The sequence below is a fragment of the Streptomyces sp. NBC_00433 genome (assembly GCA_036015235.1).
In the GTDB taxonomy this organism is placed as follows: domain Bacteria; phylum Actinomycetota; class Actinomycetes; order Streptomycetales; family Streptomycetaceae; genus Actinacidiphila.
The window spans coordinates 2,549,949-2,570,092 of sequence record CP107926.1 but is presented as its reverse complement, the minus strand read 5'-3'; the positions used below and the strand labels follow the sequence as shown (position 1 = coordinate 2,570,092).

The 20,144-nt window shown below is 71.2% G+C and carries 13 protein-coding genes and 1 pseudogene; 6 read left to right on the top strand and 8 right to left on the bottom strand.

The features are described from left to right. Positions 1 to 36: 36 nt before the first annotated feature. On the bottom strand, positions 37 to 960 hold the full coding sequence (locus OG900_10615; protein ID WUH90500.1) for an alpha/beta hydrolase: 924 nt from the start codon (positions 958 to 960) through the stop codon (positions 37 to 39). Between the two features lie 67 nt (positions 961 to 1,027). On the opposite strand from OG900_10615, the gene OG900_10610 reads away from it, so the two are divergent. From OG900_10610 to OG900_10590, 5 genes and pseudogenes are all read left to right on the top strand, one after another. Next, on the top strand, positions 1,028 to 1,504 hold the full coding sequence (locus OG900_10610; protein WUH90499.1) for a MarR family transcriptional regulator: 477 nt from the start codon (positions 1,028 to 1,030) through the stop codon (positions 1,502 to 1,504). Positions 1,505 to 1,650: 146 nt separating this feature from the next. Beyond that, positions 1,651 to 1,767 (top strand): annotated as a pseudogene (locus OG900_10605) (aldo/keto reductase). 29 nt (positions 1,768 to 1,796) lie between these two features. Then, the gene (locus OG900_10600; GenBank protein ID WUH90498.1) at positions 1,797 to 2,417 is read left to right on the top strand and encodes an aldo/keto reductase; all 621 of its coding nucleotides are present in this window, start codon (positions 1,797 to 1,799) and stop codon (positions 2,415 to 2,417) included. Between the two features lie 1,478 nt (positions 2,418 to 3,895). Next, entirely contained in the window at positions 3,896 to 5,161 is a 1,266-nt protein-coding gene (locus OG900_10595) for a hypothetical protein (protein WUH90497.1), read from the top strand. Positions 5,162 to 5,178: 17 nt separating this feature from the next. Then, positions 5,179 to 7,341, top strand: coding sequence for a tetratricopeptide repeat protein (locus tag OG900_10590; protein WUH90496.1), 2,163 nt, complete (start codon positions 5,179 to 5,181; stop codon positions 7,339 to 7,341). A gap of 163 nt (positions 7,342 to 7,504) precedes the next feature. Here the strand turns inward: OG900_10590 and OG900_10585 are convergent, their stop codons facing one another. From OG900_10585 to OG900_10560, 6 genes are all read right to left on the bottom strand, one after another. After that, a complete protein-coding gene (locus OG900_10585) occupies positions 7,505 to 8,020 on the bottom strand; it encodes a helix-turn-helix domain-containing protein (GenBank protein ID WUH90495.1) in 516 nt (171 codons plus the stop codon). A gap of 1,304 nt (positions 8,021 to 9,324) precedes the next feature. Beyond that, the gene (locus tag OG900_10580; GenBank protein ID WUH90494.1) at positions 9,325 to 10,890 is read right to left on the bottom strand and encodes an AAA family ATPase; all 1,566 of its coding nucleotides are present in this window, start codon (positions 10,888 to 10,890) and stop codon (positions 9,325 to 9,327) included. A 107-nt stretch (positions 10,891 to 10,997) separates the two neighbouring features. Then, complete coding sequence (locus OG900_10575) at positions 10,998 to 11,561, bottom strand: hypothetical protein (protein WUH90493.1); 564 nt, start codon at positions 11,559 to 11,561, stop codon at positions 10,998 to 11,000. Further along, complete coding sequence (locus OG900_10570; GenBank protein ID WUH90492.1) at positions 11,558 to 11,755, bottom strand: hypothetical protein; 198 nt, start codon at positions 11,753 to 11,755, stop codon at positions 11,558 to 11,560. Before OG900_10570 ends, OG900_10575 begins: the two co-directional genes overlap by 4 nt. Continuing rightward, positions 11,752 to 13,527: a hypothetical protein gene (locus OG900_10565; protein WUH90491.1), complete on the bottom strand. Its 1,776-nt coding sequence runs from the start codon at positions 13,525 to 13,527 to the stop codon at positions 11,752 to 11,754. Before OG900_10565 ends, OG900_10570 begins: the two co-directional genes overlap by 4 nt. A gap of 99 nt (positions 13,528 to 13,626) precedes the next feature. Continuing rightward, positions 13,627 to 14,106, bottom strand: coding sequence for a hypothetical protein (locus OG900_10560; protein ID WUH90490.1), 480 nt, complete (start codon positions 14,104 to 14,106; stop codon positions 13,627 to 13,629). Positions 14,107 to 14,305: 199 nt separating this feature from the next. Here OG900_10560 and OG900_10555 point away from each other — a divergent pair, with 199 nt between their 5' ends. Continuing rightward, positions 14,306 to 16,396, top strand: coding sequence for a caspase family protein (locus OG900_10555; GenBank protein ID WUH90489.1), 2,091 nt, complete (start codon positions 14,306 to 14,308; stop codon positions 16,394 to 16,396). Here the strand turns inward: OG900_10555 and OG900_10550 are convergent. After that, complete coding sequence (locus OG900_10550; protein ID WUH90488.1) at positions 16,377 to 20,141, bottom strand: CHAT domain-containing protein; 3,765 nt, start codon at positions 20,139 to 20,141, stop codon at positions 16,377 to 16,379. The genes OG900_10555 and OG900_10550 overlap by 20 nt on opposite strands. Between the last annotated feature and the right edge of the window lie 3 nt (positions 20,142 to 20,144).

Genomic DNA, 20,144 nt, shown 5'->3' with positions numbered 1-20,144 from the left:
TCGGACCGTGGTTCCGTATGAGACCGCCTGCGGGCTTCAGCCTGCCGACGTGCGTGCCGTGCCCCTGCTGCGGATGTGCTGACTGAGAAGGAGAGCGGCGCGGTCCAGTGCCTCGTCGGCTTCGTCCAGGACGCCGGCGAACGCCTGGAAGACATGTGGAACGTCAGCGGTGATGTCCAGGATGACGTCCACTCCGGCTTCCCTCGCGCGCGTGGCCATGCGTGTGGAGTCGTCCAGGAGTATTTCGTTGGTGCCCGCCTGCAGAAGCATCGGAGGGAAGCCGGTCAGGTCGGCGAGGATGGCGGGGCTGAGCATGGGCTGATGTGGATCCTGTCCCGCAAGGTACATGGTCCCGGTGTTTTCCAGGCCCTCACGCGTGAAGAACGGGTCGATGCCCGCCTTGGTGTCCATGCTCTCGCCTGTCCGGGTCATGTCGAGTCCGGGGGAGAACGCCACGATTGCGGCGGGCATGGGCAGGTCCGCGTCGCGGGCGGCGAGGCAGGTGGTGACGGTGAGGCCGCCACCGGCGGAGTCCCCGGCGAACGCGATCGCCGAAGGGTCTTCGCCGCTGTCGAGAAGTGCGCGGTAGGCGCTCAGTCCGTCCTCGATCGCGGCCGGGAACGGATACTCAGGAGCAAGCCGGTAATCCAGGGAGAACGCCCTGAACCCTGTTTTGGCCACGAGGTTCCCCGTCAGTGACATCGCCGTCTCCGGTGAACCGACCACGTAAGAGCCGCCGTGAAAGTAGAGGATCGTCCCGGCCTTCGGAGTGTCGGTCGGCTCGACGAGCAGCGCGGGCCGATCACCGAGTGTCGCAGTCCGGGTGCGGATCCCAGCCGGGACGATCATTCCCCCCATCATCGCCCTGAACCCGGCGCGGAGCTCCTCCACCGACCGAGGGCCCTCCGGCCGAGGCTGTCGGACCATCGCGTCGATTTCCGCGCGTTGCTGCCTGCTCATTTTTTCCTCCATCGCAAGTGCATGCCAAAGAATTATATGCCCAGGCATCTAAGGTAGACTATATGCCATGGCAGCTAAGTCAAGCCGTGCCCCGATCGACCTCCCGGGCTTCTTCGCCGATCTCGTCCGCTGCGAGACACGCCTCTACAACGCGCTGAACGACCGCCTCCGCGATCGGCACGGGATCGTCACCTCGCAGTTCGAGTTCCTGCGCTTCCTGCGCGACCACCCCGGGTCCCGGGTCGCGGACCTCGCCACCGAATTCGCCATCGGGATCGGCGCGACCAGCAAGGGCATCGACCGCCTGGAGAAGCAGGCCTGGGTCATACGGCGAACCAATCCATCGGATCGCCGCTCATCACTGCTGGACCTGACCGCCGGAGGCCTGCAACTCGTCGAGGCGGCGGAGGCGACCTTCACCAAAACACTGGCCGAGCTGACCGCAGACGTCCTGGGCGGTCCCTCAGGACCGGCCGCCGCACAGATCTTCTCGGAGTTGCGCTCTGTACTCGAACGCGACCAGATCGGTCTGCCCACAGGCTGACCGGCATGCGCATCCAGTGCGACCGCCCGTTGGCCCCGCGATCAGCGTTTGTTGCGAGGGTGAATCCCGCGGATTGATCACGACTCGATACGCGCCCTAAGCCCCGGGATGAGTTCACCCTCTCCGCCAAGGTCGGACGACGGCTGGTGCCGCAGGACTCGCAAGGGCGGACGGACGAGTCCTTCGCCGTACCCGCCACTCACCGCCGGGTGTGGGACTTCACCCGTGACGGCGTCCGCCGCAGCGTCGAGGACTCCCGCACGCGCCTCGGCCTCGACCGGATCGACATCCTGTGTCTGCACGACGCCGAGGAGCACACTTCGAGGACGCGCTGCGCCACGGTTACCCTGCCCTCGCCGAACTGCGCGCCGAGGGTGCGGTCGGGGCGATCGGCGCGGGCACGTACCACCCCGGCAAGCTCACACGCCTGGTCCGGGAGACCGACCCGGACGTAGTGATGCTCTCCGGTCGCTGCACCCTCCTTGACCACAGCGCCCTGGATGACCTGATGCCGGTCTGTGCCGAACGTGGTGTGTCGATGGTGGCCGCCTCCGTCTTCGACTCCGGCCTGCTGGCCACCGACCGGCCGGTCGCGGCCCGGTACGACTACGGCGCCGCGACCCCGGAGATGGTGGAGCGGGTCCACCGGATCGCGGACGTCTGCGACGCGTACGGCGTGACGGTGCCGCAGGTCGCCAAGGCATTCCCGCTGCTCCACTCCGTGGTTGCGGGCATCGCGGTCGGCATGCGCACCGCACAGGAGGTTCGTCGCAACGTCAGCGCGTTCGCCACACCTGTCCCGGCGAGTCTGTGGACCGACCTGCGGGGCGAGGGGCTGCTACGCGCCCCGATGCCCGCGGCCGGTTGGCGGGCGGGCGTGCAAAGTCGTCAGGGCGCGACGACACAACCATGACGTGAGCTACGAGCTGTGCGGACCGGTCCGCAAACGGTCCGCAGCACAGTCGAAAAAGGCCGTCGGGGGCCAACGCCGGCCATCGGGGAAACGCCTGGTCAGCGCAGATCGGCGGCTTCGCCGCAGGTCAGAAAGGTGGCCGAATGGTTCATCACCAATTCGGCGACGACCCTGGACCGCTCGAAGATCGACGTCTGACCTGCGGCTTTGCAGCCGAGCGGGCTCAGGGACCTTTTGCAGTCCCGCACACAGTCGGCAAGGGAGCTGACGTCGCGTCAGTTCTCGGCGTGTTCAGGCCACCGCGGGCCTCTGCTTCGCCCTCGTCGCAGGTGTCCGCGCTCGTGGCGCACGCCTCGACGTGCCGTCGGGGGCGCGCAGTTGCAGCAGGGATGGTCAAAGGTGGTCGCGGTGCCACATCGATGCACCGATCTTGGCCGGAACCGTTGCCCGTGGCTCCTGCAAGGCCGGCCAAGGGGCGTGCAGCCGGGCGACGGCCTTGGCGTGCGGGTTGGCCGAGACCGGATGTGGAAGGGCGTGTCATGGCGGAGCCGTTGCTGAGGCTCACGGCGGACGATCCGACAGGCTTTGCGAAACATGAGTGAGGTTGAGGGGCTGCTCCAGGCACCGGATCCAGGTACCGGAGCGCCGGCTGAACGCGCTTGCCGACGCTGCGGAGGGCTGCTGGATGAGCGAGGCCGGGGCGGGATACCACGTCATCTGCCGGCGCGTGCCCGGTGACACCCGGACGGTGCGGCGGACGTCGGCCTTCGTCCGAGAGGCGGTCGAGCTGAGCCGGGACGGGTCCAGCACACGGGCCTCTCCCAGCCGGCCGCCGTACTCGAATTGATCCTCGGGCTGTGGCGGCGACCGGCCACGTGTCGGAGGACCGTCGAGGGCTCCTGCTCGGGCGTACGCGGCTGACGACAGCCAACAAGCCGGTGAGCCGGTGAGCCGGTGAGGTCGGGTCGTGGCTGTCCGGCGATTCGGCTCGGGGCTGATCAGCAGGGTGTCGGGCGGGCGGGGACCAACTCGGGGCTCGGCTTGCCGACGGTCGTGTGTCGGGCTGACCGGTCGGAGACCAGGCTGCCGATTGCCGCGCCGTGTCCTGGGGCTTGATCCGCCGTGCGGCCCTTGCCGAGGCCGGGCCGGACGGATGCGCCGCCGGCCGCGTGTTCTGCCGGCGTTCTGGGCTTGTGCCAGGGGTGGTCGCAACCGGCGACAGGGGTCTTGCCCGCGGGCTACCAATGAAAGCGACACATCCCGGAAGGAGGTGGACGGAATGAAGAAGATCAAGATCCGCAAGGCGGGCTCGGTGCGCCTGACGACCTCCGCTTCGCTCTACGGCGGTCCCCCCTGCGACCTGGCCTGACCGTGACAACCTCGGCGATGGGCCAGCCGGCACCGCGCCCATCGCCGAGGCCCGCCCCCGCACCGCGTCCCGCCGTGCTCCGTTCCGAACACCAGCCCCCGGGGGAGCCATGCCCGAACAATCGCCCGCCTCCGCCGAGGCCGCCCCCGCCGGGAAGACGGCGGTACAGGCCCACGACGAACCGCTTGCCTTCCACCCGCTGACCTTCCAGCCCGAAGGGGACGAAGTGACGGTCGGCCGGATGGACGAGGGCACCTTCGTCGTACTGCCCGCCGACGGCGCCGCGCTGCTCCGGCGGCTGGTCGAAGGCACGCCGCCGCGGCAGGCGGCCCGCTGGTACGAGCAGGAGTACGGGGACCCCGTCGACATCGACGACTTCGCCGCCGAGCTGACGGAACTCGGCTTCCTGCGTGCGGACGGCATCCCCGAGCCGTTGCCCGCGCGCCCCCTGCGATGGCGGCAGCTGGGCCGCGCGGTCTTCTCGCCCGTCGGTGCGGTGCTCTATACGGCGCTGCTGGCGGCGTGCGTCCTGGTGGTCGTGCGCGTCCCCGACGCGGCACCGCGCTACCACAACGTCTTCTTCACCCATTACATGTCGGTGCTCACGCTGACGCTGTTCGTCGGCCAGCTCCCGCTGATCCTGCTGCACGAGTCCGCGCACGCCCTGGCCGGACGGCGGCTCGGCGTGCCCTCGCGGCTGTCCATCGGAAGACGGTTGTACTACGTGGTGTTCGAGACCAACCTCGACGGGCTCGCGGGGGTGCCGCGACGCAGCCGCTACCTGCCGATGCTCGCGGGCATGCTCACCGACGTCGGCTGCTTCGCGGTGCTCACCCTGCTCGCCGCCGGCACCCACCGTGCGGGCGGCGGCTTCCCGCCGGCCGGTGCCGTACTTCTCGCACTGGCCTATGCCACGCTGTTGCGTCTGGTCTGGCAGGGGTATTTCTTCCTCCAGACGGACATTTACTACCTGGTCGTCACCGTGCTGGGCTGCGTCGACCTCCAGACGACCGCGCGCCAGCTACTGGCCAACCGGTGGTGTGCGCTACTGCGGCGGCCGGCCCCCTACGACCCGGAGCAGTGGCATCCCCGGGACCACCTCGTGGCCCGCTGGTACTCCTGGCTGATGGTCGTCGGCTACGCGTTCTGCCTGGCCACGCTGCTCCTCACGCTGCTGCCCATCCTTGTCCACGTCTTCGGCACCGCGGTCACCCGGCTGGCCGGCAACGGCCACCAGGGCGGCGTCGGTCTCGCCGACAGCCTGCTGTTCCTTGTACTGAGCTTGGGCGAGACGGCCGTCGCCGTCACGATGTACGTCCGCGAGCGGCGGGCAAGCGCCTCCACCACCGAGGCTGCCGCGCCCGCTTCCGCCTGACCGCAACGGGAGAACCCATGTCTGACCCGACGCACCAGCCGGCCCCCGCTCACCTCTTCCTGGCCGGAGCGCTGCGGCGAGACCGGCGCGAGTGCCTCGGGACGCTGCTGCTGCCCGGCCCCGCGCATCCCGCGGTGCGGGTGATCGACGCGAACCGGCGGTCGGGTGGCCCGTACACGGTGGCCGGCGCGCTGATGCGCGCCCTGGTGCCGGCGGCGCTGATCGAGCGCCCGGATCTGGTCGCCACGCACCAGGTGGAGATCCTCACCGCCGCCGACGACCTGCGCGGCATCGTTCCCGCCACCCAGGAGACGCTGACCTCGTTGGCGGTGCCGAGCGAGCGGACCCGGTTCTACGCCCGGCAGCGGACGCTGCGCATCGCGCACGGTCTCAAGGAGTTCCTGCACGACCTGCTGTCCGCCCCGGGGCAGGGTCCCTGCGCCGTGGTCGTCGACGGCCTCGACCACGCCGACCCCACCGACGCGGAGTTCATCGCGGTCCTGCTGCGCCGGATGGACCCGGCGGTGCTGACTGTGGTGGCCGGGGGCACCACCGGGCTGCTCGACCCGGCCGCGGAGGCGCCCGCCGAACCCGGAACCCCCCTGGGCGAGCGGCTGCCCACCGCTCTCCTGCGGTACTGCCGCCGAGTGGACTGCGCCCCCGCCCAGGCGCCGGCCGGATCGCCCGGGGAGCCGCGCGCGCTCGCGGCGCGGTACGTGGCCGGCGACTGCCGGGACGACGACCCGGCGATGCTCGCGGCGTACCGTGACCTGGCACCGGACGAGCGGCAGCGCCTGCACGACACACGCGCCGACCAACTGGAGGCGGCCGAAGACCCCGTTACGGCGCTCGGCGCCCTGCCGTTCCACCGCGAGCACGGCTCGGATCCGCTCGGTGCGGGCCTGGCGGCGATGGAGCAGGCGATGACCACCTGCGTGCTGCACGGCTTCTACGACGCAGTGCTGGACTTCTGCCGACGGGGTAGGGCGCTGACCGACTGGGAGACCACCGCGCGCCGACGCTGGACGTTCTCCACGCTGCTCCCCACCACGCTGTCCGCACTCGGCCGGGCGGACGAGGCCGAGGCGATCTGCGACGAGGCCCGCGTCCACCTGCGTGACCCGCGCGTCCACATGCAGGTCGCGTACGCCACCGCCATGCTGTACACCCGCCACCGCGCGCCCGGCCGCCGGGACCACGAGCGGGCGACGGCATGGATCAACACGGCCATCGCCATCTCCGGCCTCCTGCCCGACGCTCGCAGCCGGGCCTTCAGCACCGTCTTCCACCACAACGGGCTTGCGTTGATCGAGGCCCACCGGGGGCGCCCGTTGGAGGCGCTGGAACTCGTCACCCAGGGCATGGCCGCGCTCGACCGCGAACTCGGCGAGGGCGAGCACGATCTGCATCGCTCGGTGCTGCGCCACAACCGCGCCACCGTGCTGACGGGGCTGGGGCGGTACGAGGAGGCGCTCGCCGAATTCCGCGTGGTGATCGACGCGGACCCGTACTACCCCGAGTACCACCTCGACCTGGGCAACCTCCTCCAGCGAATGGGCCGTCACGAGGAGGCCGCCGCCGCCTACGACACCGTGACCCGGCTCGGTCCGCCCTTCCCCGAGCTGTACTACAACCGTGGCGACCTGCGGAACGGGCAGGGCGACGAGGAGGGTGCGCTCGCCGATTTCGGCTACGTGCTCGAACTCGATCCCGGGTTCGTGGACGCCTACGTCAACCGTGCGGGCCTGCTCCTGGACCGCGGTGAGACCGAAGCAGCCGAGCACGACATCCGCGCGGGGCTGGAGTTGGCTCCGGACAGCCCGCTGCTCCTCGCCGCGCTGGGCCGGCTGCACGCCGACCGCGCGGAGGCGGAGAGCGCCCGGACGGCCTTCGACCGGGCGCTCTCCGCCGCCCCCGACCTGGTCGTCGCGCTGTGCGGCCGGGCCGGCCTCGCCTTCGACGCCGGGGAATCCGACGCCGCCCTCGACGACTTCGGCCGCGCGGTCGAGGCGGCGCCCCACGACCCCGCCATCCGCTACAACCGCGCGTTCGTGCTGCGCAGCGTCGGCCGCTGGGACGAGGCGCTGGCCGACCTCGAGGCGGCGGCGGCCGACACCCCCGACGACCCGGAGGTGCAGGAGGCGCTGGAGGAGTGCAGGCAGCGGCTCGCCGCCGCGTGAGGGGGAGCGCCGGCCCCGACACCGCTCCTCACGCGGGTGCCGCCGGCAGCCCCCGGATCCGCCTCCCGCGCACACGGGCGCCGGTCTCGGCGAACCGCTCGGCCGTCGCCCGTTGAGCCCACCCGCTGCCGGCAAGGGCGTCGGCCGCGTCCGGTCGGGCGGGTCACAGCCGGGGGCGGGAATCGCTCCCGTCCGGGGCGCTCGGGAGGCGGCCGGGGCCTCGGGCGGCGGTCGGCAGCCGGACAAGGGCCGACGCGACGCGGATGGCCCTGCTGCGCCAGCGGGAGGCGGGCGCGGCAGACGGTACGGCGAGCGGTACAGCGGGCGCCGGCTCCAACGTGCGGGACAGCGCGTCGGTCAGGCGCTCCGCCCGCTCGGCCAGCGCCTGCCGGCGCAGATTCAGCAGCGAGCCGGGCGGCAGGCCGAAGGCACGCTCGTAGGCGCCCACCAGCGCTTCGGAGGGCAGCCGCTGCCCCCGCTCAACGTCCACGAAGACGCTGTGGGCGCTGTAGCCGAGCAGTCGGGCCAGCGCGCGTAGCGATAGTTCGCGTTCCAGCCGGAGGCGGTAGAGCGTGAGGCCGAGGCGCCGCTGCGCCGAGAGGGCGGCGCCGCCCGCCGGGTGCGCGACCGCGGACGGGACGTGAGGTGGGGCAGCGGGTGCCGTCCCGGGCGGGAGCACGGGGGTCCGGCGCACCTGGAGCGGGCGACCCGGTCCTCCGCCCTCCGGCATGCCCGTCACATCGGCCCCTGCGAAGCAATGTGACGGCGGTTGCGAAGCCGGCCGCAATCGTGGCCGGGAGCCTGCGGTCTCATCTGATCACGGTTCCTTGCGTCAGGGCCGCGCCTACGGGCACGGTGCTCTTTCACGAGGCGGTAAAGCGATCACGCCTATCGACTGTACGCCGAGTTCACATCGATATCTCATGTGGACATCGGGTGCATGCGTTCCGCTGATTCCTGCGTGCATTCCGTGCGGCGTACTCGGGGCCGTTTCCCGGACATCATGATGGGAAAGCCCGCCAGCCGACCGAATCACCAGCATGGGGTTCAGTCCACCACTCGTCAAGGCGACCGGAACCGGCCCGCTGCCGCCCGCCGCAGACGCAGACGCCGATCAGCCGACAGCGGAAAGCGGTACGGCCGAGCGGAAAACCCTGCCGCCGTGCACCATGTGCACGTCACCGGGGCGCACCTCTCGCTGGGCCTTCCGACCGACACGCTGGGGTGTGCGTGAGGGAAATGGCTGAATCGCGCCGGGTGCTGGTATTTCCGCATTCCGGTAGTGGTGGGGCGGATGTGGCGAGTGTGAAAATTGTGGCACTGCTCGGCCACGCTGCGTGCCCTGGGCCTCACCTTGAGGTGGCCCGCGCGCCCCGGAGGCGGCCGCCCGTCCTCGAGCATTCATGTGCGCGCGCCGACGTAAGGGATTTCTTGCCGGAAATCTCTGCCGCGCAGAGCGCAACGAAATAGATCGCAGAGACTTCCCCGATGTCATGACTGCCGAACGGCTGCGGCGCATCAAACGAGAGCGATAATCCTGGATCCGGCGGCGGACCGGGTTGAGGACGCAAGCCGGAACCGTCGTTATCCGGCTCATCGCACAAGTACGCGGCCACGAGGTCGAACTCACCGAGCCGGCGGCAGCCGAAGCCCCCTCCGCTCCGAAGAGAAATTTCCCGACTTCCCCTTGGGCCCTGACGAAGAATGATTCGAGATCGGTCTTCGCCACGTACTGGCGGGATGCGGTCCGCAAACAGTCCGCAGCGCAGTCGAAATCGGCCGTCGGACGCCAACATCGGCCATCGGGAAAACGCCTGGTCAGCGCGGGATCGGCGGCTGCGCCGCAGGTCAGAAGAGTGGGTGATGGTTCATCACCAACTCCGCCACGACGCTCGACCGCTCGAAAGTGGAATGCCTGCTCAGCGCACTAGTCGGCGTGATGTCGGGGCGGGGAGGGGTTGAGCGACCGCGGCCGGCGGGAGGTCAGTCGCCGAGGAAGACGACGCGGCGGGTCGCGGAGCCCGGGGTGCCGGGAGTCGAGGAGGACTGGCGGCCGGCGGGAACGGCGCGGTCGCGGCCCCAGGTGCGGATGTCCTCGATCTGCTCGGGGTTGGTGCGGCTGAGCGGGGTGGTGTTGGCGAAGGTCTCCAGCACGAAGGACGGTTCGAGCCGCTCGGCGCCGCCTCCCAGGAGGACTTCAGCACCGACGTCGTGGAGGGCGGACTCGATATCGGCGCCTGCGAAGCCCTCGGAGATGTCCACCAGGCGCTGCACCTGGTCGGGATCGGGTTCGGCCTTGACGTAACGGCGGTAGTACAGCTCGATGATCTCCTTGCGGTCGTCCTCGTCGGGGAGGTCGACGAAGAACAGCTCGTCGAAGCGGCCCTTGCGGAGCAGCTCCGGGGGAAGGCTCCGGACATCGTTGGCGGTGGCGACGACGAACGCGCGGGAATTGGACTCCTGCAGCCAGAAGAGGAACTGGCCCAGTACCCGCTGCGGCACTCCCGATGAGTCGTTGCCGCCGGCCAGGCCCTTCTCGATCTCGTCGATCCACAGGATGCAGGGCGCGACTCGGTCGGCGGTGTCCAGCGCCTCGCGCATCCGGCCCTCGGACTCGCCCAGGTACTTGCCGTGGATGCTGGCGATGTCCAGCCGGTACAACGGGAGTTGCCAGGACTGGGCGACGGCCTTCGCGGACAGGGACTTCCCGCAGCCCGGCACCCCCACCAGCAACACGCCGCGCGGGGGGCGCAGAGCCGTCCCGCGCAGGTCCGCGTGCATCAGCCGGTGCTTGCGGTCGAGCCAATCGCGCAGGTTGGACAGGCCGCCGACCGTGTAGTCGGCGGACTTCAGGGGCATCCGCTCAAGTCCGGCCAGGTCGTTGAAGATCCGGTCCTTGGAGCGGGCCAGCGCCAGCACGTCGTCCTGCTCGACCGACCCCTTGGCGACGACGGTGGCCATCAGGTTGACAGCCTCGCCCTCGGTTACACCCTGCAGGAACTCCGAGGCTCGGCGAGCGTCGTCCTGGGTCCAGGAGATCGGCACAACGCCCTTGTGGTCGGTGAGGAAGTCGTTCACGATCCCGTACATCTCGGCGGAGTCCGGCAGGTCGAGCCGCAGGCTCATGCCGAGCCGCTGGAGCCCGCTCCAGATCGGGTTGTCGGTGACGAGCACGATGCTGCCCGCGTTGGAGTCGGCCAGCCGGGCGAGTTCGGCCACGTGGCGGGTGAAGGGTGTGTCGGACTCCAGACCGTCGGGGTCCACGAGGACCATCGTGGCCTGCGGACGGGCGGTGAACTGCGCGGCCGCGAAGTCCATCGCACCGGTGAGTGAGCGGTCGTCCTGCACGCTGGCATTCGTCCGCAGGTCCCGTAGGCCGGTGGCCCGGGTGTATATCCAGAACGGTTGGGCGCTGCGCCGCGGTTGCGCCACGACCTCCTTGACGAGGCGCAACGCCCGCTGCTGCTCGATGGTGCGCAGCCCGATGACCGGAACCCGCGCGCTGAGGTAGTTCTCCAGGTCGTGCCGGCTTTCGGCGTAGTTCGCCATGGGGTGGGCCTCGTCAGCTCGTTCGGTAGCGGGAAAGGAAGAAGGTCGGGGAAGGGCAGAACGCCGGGAGAGGCCGAGGAGGTCAAGGAGGGCGCGGGGTACCGCCGTCAGCGGGGGACCACCCGCCGTCGGCCGCCGCCCGCCGGATCGTAGGACCAGGCGGGAGCGGGCGTCTCCGCGGCAGCGGGCTCGGCGGACAGCACTGCCGTCAGCGGGTTGTCCCGCAGAGTACGGCGCCGGGCCTCGACCCACCGCGCGTCCAGCCCGGCGGTCACGGCCCGGTCGAGCTCCCGCTCCAAGTCGAACTGCACGCGCTGTACTTGCTTACCGACAGCCTGCGCCATCTGGGAGCGGAAGTCCTCCGGCAGACTCGGCACCCGTGTGAGCAGCAGCACTTGGCGCAGTCCCGCGCGGGACTGCGCCAGCGCCCTCCCGGCGGAGAACTCGTCCGGCGCCTCGGACAGCGCCGCCACCAGGGCGTCGGCCCACGCCTGGAGCCGGCTGCTGACCGCTTGGTCGATCCGGGTCAGCAGCCGCTGCCAGCCGTCCTGGGGCAGGTCCTCGGGCGCCAGGGCGGGCGGCGTCGTCAGGTCGACCGCCCCCGCCGCCCAGTTCTCCAGGTAGTCGGCCCAGGCGTGGTACGGCCCACGGTCCGCCCACAGCCCGCTCACTCGGCGCTTCCCGGCCGCCGGACGAGCGGCTCCCCCGGGGGCAGCGGATCCCATGCCGGCAGGTCGGCCACGGTACGGCGCAGCCGGCCGGTGACCGGCCCCTTCCGCTCCCGGAGGGTGTCGGAGGCCCATGGCGTGGTCTGTGGCGGTGCGCCCGGCGGGCCGTCGGCCGGGCGAGGGGGTTCGTTGGTCACGCGGATGCGCCTCCTTCAGTGACGACGCGCCCTTCGAAGGGAGCGGCCGCGGTGGTTGCGGTGGCCAGTGAGGCGATGAACTGACGTACCCGCGCGGAGACCGCATCGGCCTCCTGATAGTGCTTTTGCCAGTCGGTGAGTTCCACCGCGGCGCCGCGCAGATCCGCGACCGCCTCCTTCTTGAGCCGGTCGATCACCGCTTCGGCGGCCTTCTGTCCATTCCGGCTGGTCTCGACGCGGTTGTGGATCATCAGCCCCCACACTCCGCCGACGACGACCGCAGCGATGAACGCGAATCCCACGTTCACCCCCACGAACAGCAGGAAAATCGCGAAGACCGTGCAGCCGAGCCCCACAAGGGGCTTGGTCGGGTCATAGGCGAGGGACTCGATGTATGCCTTGGTGCTGTGATCCCAGTGCGCGACGAGAGAACGCTCCAACTGGTCCTGGGGGGTGTTGAAGGAGCCCCGCCACGGCGCCATCCGGAACGTCTTGTTGCCGTTGCCGACGAGATCCGGCCGACTGGACGTCACCTCGACCGAGGAGGGTACGGCGGCCCGGTAGTCACGGCTGAAACCCGCGTGGGCCTGGGAGAACCACTCCCGGCAGGCTGCGACCGACAGTTGCTGGGTGGCTCGGGAAGCGCCGACGGAATCAGGGTCGAGCGCCGTGGTCGACTGCACGGTCAGGTAGTCGGAGGACTCCGCCAGGGAGGAGGCATCGGCGTCCGTGACCTTTTTGGCAGCTTCCTTGTCACCGTCGTGGGCGAGGACGGCGTTGTTGAAGGCGATGTCCCGGCGCAGCGGCAATTCCTCGTTGTCGTACTCGCTGACCAACTGGTCGAGGATGTCGTCCACGGTGTCCTCGAGCCGGTCCGACGGCTGCGCCTGGTAGGCCATCAGGTCCTCGTACTTGTCCAGCAGAGCCTGATGCACCCCGGCCGACCGCAGCGCGCCGTCGAGCTGGGGCCACTGCGGTGAGATCTTGGCCAACCGTGGATACGCCGTGCTGACCGGTCCCCGCAGCCCCTCGATCGCGGCGAACCAGCGGCTCACCTGGGCCAGCCGGACCTGCTCATCCGTCACCAGGATCTGCTGCCAGCCGTCGAGCCTCTCGCGGAGCAGGGTCCGGCCCGCAGGACCGAACGCGCCCTGGGATATGCACTCCAGGATGACCGGGAACTCCCGTCCGAGTCCCGTCGGGTCCTGCGCCATGAGGTAGTGCCGCAGCCACCGGACGGAGCCGGCATGGCGGCCCTGGCGGCGAAGGATCAGTGCGAACAGCAGCGCGGTACGGTCCGGGGAGCGACGCGAGGCCTCCTCGATAGCCCGCTCGTACAGCGACTGGTTGTCATCCGACCACGCGGCGAGCGCGACCAGGGCGGGCGCGAGCCAGTAGCCCGGCGTCTGCAGCATCAGCTCCTCGGTGATCTGCCGGACGACGTCTTCCGAGACGAGGCCGACGTCGAACGCCTGGAGGATGCCGGTGGCCGTTCGGCGGACCGTGCCGTAGTGGCGGAACTTGTGATCCAGTTCGTCCTGCAGGTTGCCGAGCCTGGTCACGGCGAACTGCCGGTTGGCGGTCATGTCGGCTTTGCTGACGAACTCGCGGAATTCCGCGATGAGTTGCATGAGTTCGCTCTCGGTGCGCTGCTGCGCCGAGTCCACTTGCCGCACTTGACCGGAGACCGACTCGACGCTGCCGCCGACCCGCGACACTTCTACGCTCAGGTCGCGCACCATCTTGCTTAACTGGTAATCGATTTCAGCCATGGGCGATTCTCCGTTCGATGTCACGTGCGGGTGGCTCGGCGTGCGTTCGGGCTTCGACGTGCGGCGCGGCGACGGGGCGGGGCAGCGGCAAGGACCGGCTCAGGGACGAACGATCCCGCCGTCGTCCAGCACCGGGAGGATCAGTCCGTCGCTGTACACCTCGACGAACGCGTACGCGCCCGAGCGAGCCAGCATCCGGGCCGCTCCGAAGGGCTCCGGCATCGCTTCCCCGGCTGCGAAGTGGTCGATGATCACGCCGTCGAGGCTGAGCCGGTGGTCGACGTAGGGCGGCCCAAGGAAGCACTGGGCGACGAAGCCCAGTGGGACCAATCCGTACGAGGCGGTGTAGTGCTCGCGCAGCCACCGCGCGGTCTCGCGCAGCGCCTCCGGGCCGAGGCGGGCGTCCAGTCTGGTGACGGCGGCAAGCAGCTCGGCCGGCCGGTTGCGCCACCGGTCCGCCGCGAGACCTTGCCGGCCGGTGAGCGGTGCGGCGGAGACGGCATTGTCGGTTCCTGTACGAAGTTTTCCGATCGGCTCGGCGGCCGGAATGACGCGGCGCGGCCGTTCAGTCGATCCCATGCGTTCCCCCGCACCTCATGGGTATGCCTCTGACACCGCGTTACGGTGCCGGAGCGTGCCAGCAGATTAATGGGCCCGTTGCCATCATGAGCCGCATTGGCCGAATTCGCGGTCGATGACCTTCTTCCGCCCGGGAATCGCCCTGTGCGCAACCGGCTTTCCCGATGCCCGGACGCACCGGGGCTGCCAGACTTCGTCCATGCCTGCGACACCGTCCGACAGACCGGAGCACAGGGCCGTCCACGCCCTCCTCGTGGGCATCGACGACTACCCCGCCGGCCGGCCTTCGCTGACCGGCTGTCTCAACGACATCGCCGCTGCGCACGACTGGTTGCGGCAGGGGGTCGACGGGCCCGTGCGGGTGAAGGTGCTGACGAACGGCTCCGCGACCGTGCGGGCGGTGATCGACGGCATCACCGGGCATCTCGGGCGGGCCGAACCCGGTGACACCGCACTGCTGTGGTTCTCCGGCCACGGTACGGAGTTCGCCGCAGGCCCCGAGCGCGAGTCGACCGAGGCCACCGGGTACAGCCAGGCCCTGGTCTGCCACGACGGGCCGCTGCTGGACAAGGATCTCGGCGCGCTTCTGGCGGAGTCGGCCGGACGGGGGGTGCACACCGTCGCGGTCCTGGACTGCTGCTATTCGGGCGGCGCCACCCGGGATCACGGGCTCACGGCGCGCTGGGCGCCGCCCGAGCCGTGGTGGCGGCGGCTGCGGCCGGCGGCGCGGGACGTGCAGGCACCGCCGGCAGCCGCCTCCTACGTCCTGCTCGCAGCGTGCCGGCTCAACGAACTCGCCTACGAGGACGCGTTCTCCGGTCACCAACAGGGGGTTTTCAGCCGTGCCCTGCTCGCCGCGCTGGCCGGCTCCGGCCCGGCTGCCGCCTACCGTGAGCTGCTGGCCGCCGCGCACTGCCGGGTCCAGGTCTCCACCGGCTTCCAGCACCCCACCCTCTACCCGCCGGACGCGGGCGGGCCCGCCGATCAGCCCCTGCTCGGCGGGGCCGTGCGGTATCCCGGCGCCGCCCTCCTGCGCCAGGGCCCCGACGGCTGGGAGGTCGACTACGGCGCCTCTCACGGATTGCGCGACACGGGCGGCGCGGAGGGCACGGAATTCACGGTGACGAGCCCGGACGCACCTGACCCGGGCACCGGGGGGAGCGGCGAGGATCCGGAAGGCGCCGCGACGGCACCGGAGCCGTCGGCCGGCGGACCGACCTCGACCGGCCCGTACAGCGGCCCCGGCTCGGGCAGCCAGAAGGCTGACCCCGGCGCCGGTACCACCGGTTCACGCACTGTCCGCGCCCACACAGTCCGCGCGGACCGGACACTCGTCGTACCGTGCGGGTGGGTGCCGCGGGCGGGGCAGGTCTATCCGGTGGCGGTGTCCGCGCTGGCGGTGCCGCCCGCGTGGGTGACGACCGACGCTCCGGGCGAGCCGCGCGCCGCGAGGTGGCTGCGCACCGCGCTCGCGTCGGCGGGCCCCGGCGGCGGGCCGAGCCCACTGGTGCGGTCCGGGACGATCGTGGCCGGCTCGCTGGGCTTCCGGGTGGCGATCAGGGCGGGAGCGGCCCGCGTGCTGCGCAGGGACGGCAGCCAGGCCGTACCGCCGCTTCCCTTCGAGGGCGAGCACGACGCGTGGCGGGTCGCGGACTGTCTGGTCCACCTCACCCGATGGCACCGGCTGCGGGACCTGTCGAACGTGGCCTCGCCCCTCAATTCCCTGGTCGGGGTCGAGATCATCCCGTCGGGCAGTTCCACTGCCGAACCGCCTGACGGCGGTGGCGAGCGGGTCTTCCGCTACGGTACCGGGCCCGAAGGCCCGCGCGAGCCGCTGGTGTCGATCCGGATTCACAACCGCTCCATGTCCCGCACTCTGTGGTGCGTGCTGCTGGACCTCACCGACAGCTACGCGAGCCACACCGCCCTCTACCGCGGCGACTTCATCGGCCCGGGGCGCATCGGGCTCGCGCTGGACGGCGAGCCGGTACGGCTGTCGCTGCCACCCGGGCGTCCGGCGGTACCCGGCGCCGAGGTGGGCGACTGGCTCAAACTGATCGTCGCTGAAGGGGAATTGAACACCGTGCCGTTCGAACTCCCCGCCTGGAGACCGGAGGCGCCGACCGGCCGGGAGACGGGCCCGGCCGCCGACGGCCTGCTGAGGTTCGCCGCGCCCACCCGTCCCAGCCGCGATCTCGGGCCCACCGCCCCGCGGCCGCCGGGCCAGTGGGGGGTGGTGACGCTGCCACTGCGGACGGTCGTCCCCGGCGCTACTGTCCCAGATGGGTGAAGCCCGCCCAACCGGAGAGATCGTCCCTGGCCACAACCGCCGCCCGCTCGCGCAGCGCCTCCGGCATGTCGTCCGGGATCCGCCGCATCGGGTCGAGCATCCACAACTGCGCCCGCCGCAGGGCTCGTCCGGGCGGTTCGCCCTCCCGGCGCAGGTAGTGGTGGACCATGAACATCAGCACCGACGTGGTGGCATCCGGTACCGGCCACAGCGAACCGACCACCGACCGCGCACCTGTCACCAGGAACGCGGTGGCCAGGCTGTACGCCTCGTTGTGGCCACGGCCCGATACATGGCTGCGGCAGGCCGCCAGCACCACGAGCTCCAGCGCGGTGGCGTCCCCGCCCGGCCCCCGGGCCGCCTCCGTCATCTCCTCGGCGGCGAGTTCGCCGCCGCTGAGCGCGAGGTACGCACTGTGCCTGCGGTGCTCCTCGACTGTGCCGTGGCAGGCCAGGTGCAGCACCCCACCGGCGCTGTCGGGCCCGCGCAGCCAGTTCCGCACCCGGTCCGGCGTGGCCTGCGCGCCCACGAACTCGCCGTCCGGATAGAAGGCCTGCCAGATGGCGGCCGCCTCCTCGCCCGCGTACCGCAGGTCGCCGGTGGGGTTGCCGACGATCAGCGCCGTACCCCGATGCCGCGCTGCCGGGCGGGCGGCGACGTCACACAGGAGCCGCGCCGAAGCGGCGTAGGAGATCGAGGCGCGTTCGATGGCGTACGTCCTGGCGCCGCGCAGGCCGGGTTCCCACGCCGCGTGCCAGGGGATCACGCCGAACGCGCCCATCGGCACCAGGACGACAACCGGCTTGCGTTCGGGGGCGCCGAGAGAGCCCAACAGCGGCTTCATCGCGACCGACCACGCCCACGAGCACAGTCGGTCGAGCTGCTTGGCCAGCGGCGGCGGCCCCGGCTCGCCGACCGGGGTGGCCGGGCCCATGTCCCGGCCCTGCGGCAGAGGTTGGTAGTCACGGATCGGGCCCGACCGCTCCAGTAAGTGCACCAGTGGCAGGGAATGGGTACGGCCGTCGGACGTGACCAGCACGGCCGCGCCGTTGCGGTCCTCGCCGCCGGGTACCAGGTACACCAGCGCGTCCGCGCCGAGCATGCGCAGCGCGGCGCCGATCTCCCCGGGTCCGGGCGGTTCCAGCAGCATGTCCTGCGGCTGCCGGACACCTTCCGGACCGGTGAACGTCTCCAGCACCCGGCGGCGCAGGTCGCTGGACGCCCCGGACGGAACGCCCGGCGCACTGCCGTTCGCGCCGTCCCCGCCGGCGGCCCGCCACTCGTCGGCCAGATCGGCCCGGCCTGCCGCCACCAGCCGCTCCGGGACCGTCGTCGCCGTCGTCGCCGCGTGCAGCACCAGGCCGCGGCAGGAGTCCAGGGCCCGGACCGCCTCCTCCGGTATCCCGTCCTCAAGACACCAGCCCGCCACGTCCAGGGCCACTTCGGTGGCTTCCGCGGCTGCCTGCGTCGCGTGTTCCGTGCCCGACTGGAGGAAGGTCGCCCAGGCGTGGCCGCGCAGTGCGTCCAGACCGACGGCCCGGCCCCGGGCCCGGTCGGCGCGCGCCGTGGTGCTGCCACGCGCTTGGGAGCGCAGCCGGTAGGCGTTTCCCAGGCTCATGCCGGCCGTGACCCACAACCGGTGCTCGGGACCGCCGGTGAACGACAGCGCGCGCTCCAGCCACCCGATGCCCGCGTCGAGCCGGCTGAGTTTCTGTTCGAACTGCGCGCGGGCGCAGTTGGAGATGCCCAGCGAGTAGGCGTACCGCAGCCAGCTGTCGCCCCCCTCGTCGCACAGCTCCAGCGCCTCCTCCACCAGAGCCGTGCCTTCCACGAGGACGGCGAGATTCCTGGTGCGGACGCCGTCCGCGCACCAGGAGGTCCCGTTGTCGCCGAGCACCCAGGCGCGGTGGTCCTGCGGCAGCTTCTTCGCCGACGCGCGGATCTCGGCGGGCCGCGGGCGGCCGGGCTCGGGGGGCAGTGGCGGCTCGCCCAGGTCATCGGCGAGCCGGTCGCGCGCCATACGTGCGTTCGACAGCAGCGTCCACGTCTCGGCACGGGAGTAGTCGTCGGGCGGCATCCCGCGGAACACCTGAGTCAGCGTGCTCACCTGCGCGTCGACGCCCGCCAGATCGCGGCGGGCCAGTGCCCGACCGACCGCGAGAGAGGCGAACTGGGCGTCGTAGAGGTGCCGTTGGCGGTCATCCAGCACATCGGAATCGCGCACGTTCTGCCACTCGGCGAGTGCGGATTCCACGTCGTCCCTGCTGCCGAGCAGCTGGCCGCGGATCACCGCGGCCGTGGACCTGCTGAGACCCGCCACCGCCCGCAGCTGCTGGTCGCTCGCCCCCAGCAGGGCGGCCTTTTCCGCGTATTCCACCGCGCGTTGAACAGCCGGTCCGCCGGAGGCGATCCCGCTCCTGGCGAGCAGCATGCTGGTGAGGCCGCGCAGGCCCACCTGCCACGCACTGTTCTCGGTGCGCACCGCGACGGCCGCCTTCAGCAGCTCCTCGACACGCTCCTGGCCGATATGCCGGCCATGCGGGTCGGCGTTCATGGCCTGGGTGAGCAGAGCGCCGGCCGCCACCCCGTAATCCTCGCTGCCGTGATCCATCGACTGCCAGCGGCCGTAGAGCCGGTCGAAGGCGTCCCCGAGCTGCTGGGGGCCGGTCATCTCCCGTTCCATGGCGGACCGCCCCGACTCGTCGAGGTCCGGCATCTCGGCCATCGTGCTCCGCAGTATCGCCGCGTAGTCCGGGTCCGCCCCTGCCAAGATCGCCGGATCGGACTCCGCCAGGCCCAGTTCGACGCGCTCGACGTGCACCGCCCGTTGCAGCATCCGGAACTGCGGGCGCAGTTCCGGGTCCAACCCGGGCAGCGCGAGGAGGACCTGGGCACCGGCGGCGACGTCGGCCAGCCGATCCGGGTCGCGGTCCGCCCCGTAGCGCGAGAACTGCAGCATCGCCAGGGCCGTGGCAGCGGGCGGGACGTCGCCGTCCACGTCGGGCCGCCAGCCGGCCACCGCCCTGCGGAGCAGTTCCAGGGCCAGTTCGCGGGAGGCGTCGTCGTCGTTTTCGGCGCCGACGGCGTAGAGCAACCTGCCCAGCAGGTCCTGGTAGTTGGGGTCGAGGTCGTCCAACGCCGCCTCTCTGGCCAGTACGGCGGCCAACTCCCCTTTGGCGGCGTCCAGTTGTGTCATGTCCCGCCACTGGCCCCACAACAGGCCACGCGCGAAGAGCATTTCGACGGTGGTGGGCCACAGCCACCACGGTTCGCCCGGGTCCTGGGCGGTGGGTTCCGCGCCCATCGCGGCCCGCACCTGCTCGACCGTCGCGAGCGCCCCGCCGAACTCCGCCAGCGCCTGCCGCAGCACCGCCGGGTCGTTCGTGACCTTGCCGAGCAGCACGAGGGAAAGGCTCAGCTTCTGCCGCAGCAGAGCGAGGTCGGCGCCGGCGCCGGCGGTTCCGGCGGCGCTCCGATGGTGTTCGGTGGCGGCCCGCAGGTCGTCGACCGACACGGCCGGGTCGATGCCCGTCACGAGGGACCGGTGGAAATACAGGTCGCCCAGCATTTCGTGCAGCAACGGCTCGTCGTCCGTGCCCCCGACGTCGGGCAGCAGGGCCAGGGCGAGGCGTAGTCCGTCGGCCAAGCGCCGCTCGTCGTCCGGATCTTCCTCCCACCGGTCGAAGGCCACCGCGGCCTCCAGCCTGCGCCCACCCGGTGTGCCGGGACCGTTGACTGTCTCCACGGT

Excerpts from the sequence above, each read along its gene's own strand:
- OG900_10565 (WUH90491.1), bottom strand. The coding sequence starts at position 13,527 with ATGGCTGAAATCGATTACCAGTTAAGCAAGATGGTGCGCGACCTGAGC.
- OG900_10595 (WUH90497.1), top strand. The coding sequence starts at position 3,896 with ATGCCCGAACAATCGCCCGCCTCCGCCGAGGCCGCCCCCGCCGGGAAG.
- OG900_10580 (WUH90494.1), bottom strand. The coding sequence starts at position 10,890 with ATGGCGAACTACGCCGAAAGCCGGCACGACCTGGAGAACTACCTCAGC.
- OG900_10610 (WUH90499.1), top strand. The coding sequence starts at position 1,028 with ATGGCAGCTAAGTCAAGCCGTGCCCCGATCGACCTCCCGGGCTTCTTC.
- OG900_10555 (WUH90489.1), top strand. The coding sequence starts at position 14,306 with ATGCCTGCGACACCGTCCGACAGACCGGAGCACAGGGCCGTCCACGCC.
- OG900_10560 (WUH90490.1), bottom strand. The coding sequence starts at position 14,106 with ATGGGATCGACTGAACGGCCGCGCCGCGTCATTCCGGCCGCCGAGCCG.
- OG900_10590 (WUH90496.1), top strand. The coding sequence starts at position 5,179 with ATGTCTGACCCGACGCACCAGCCGGCCCCCGCTCACCTCTTCCTGGCC.
- OG900_10615 (WUH90500.1), bottom strand. The coding sequence starts at position 960 with ATGAGCAGGCAGCAACGCGCGGAAATCGACGCGATGGTCCGACAGCCT.